This is a genomic window from Neisseria sp. P0014.S009 (assembly GCF_051958155.1).
Classification (GTDB): Bacteria; Pseudomonadota; Gammaproteobacteria; order Burkholderiales; family Neisseriaceae; genus Neisseria; species Neisseria flavescens_C.
On record NZ_JBQCVS010000304.1, the window covers coordinates 1 to 231 of the forward strand.

Annotated in this window: 1 rRNA gene; it reads left to right on the forward strand. The window is 48.9% G+C overall.

The features are described from left to right. Window positions 1–231 (forward strand): 16S ribosomal RNA (locus ACTHS4_RS12740); the annotation flags it as partial.

Genomic DNA, 231 nt, shown 5'->3' on the forward strand with positions numbered 1-231 from the left:
GGGCGCGTAGGCGGAATGATAAGTCAGATGTGAAATCCCGGGGCTCAACCTCGGAACTGCATTTGAAACTGTCATTCTAGAGGGTAGAAGGAGAAAACGGAATTCCACAAGTAGCGGTGAAATGCGTAGATATGTGGAAGAACACCGGTGGCGAAGGCGGTTTTCTATTTTATACCTGACGCTGAGGCGCGAAAGCAAGGGGATCAAACAGGATTAGATACCCTTGTAGTC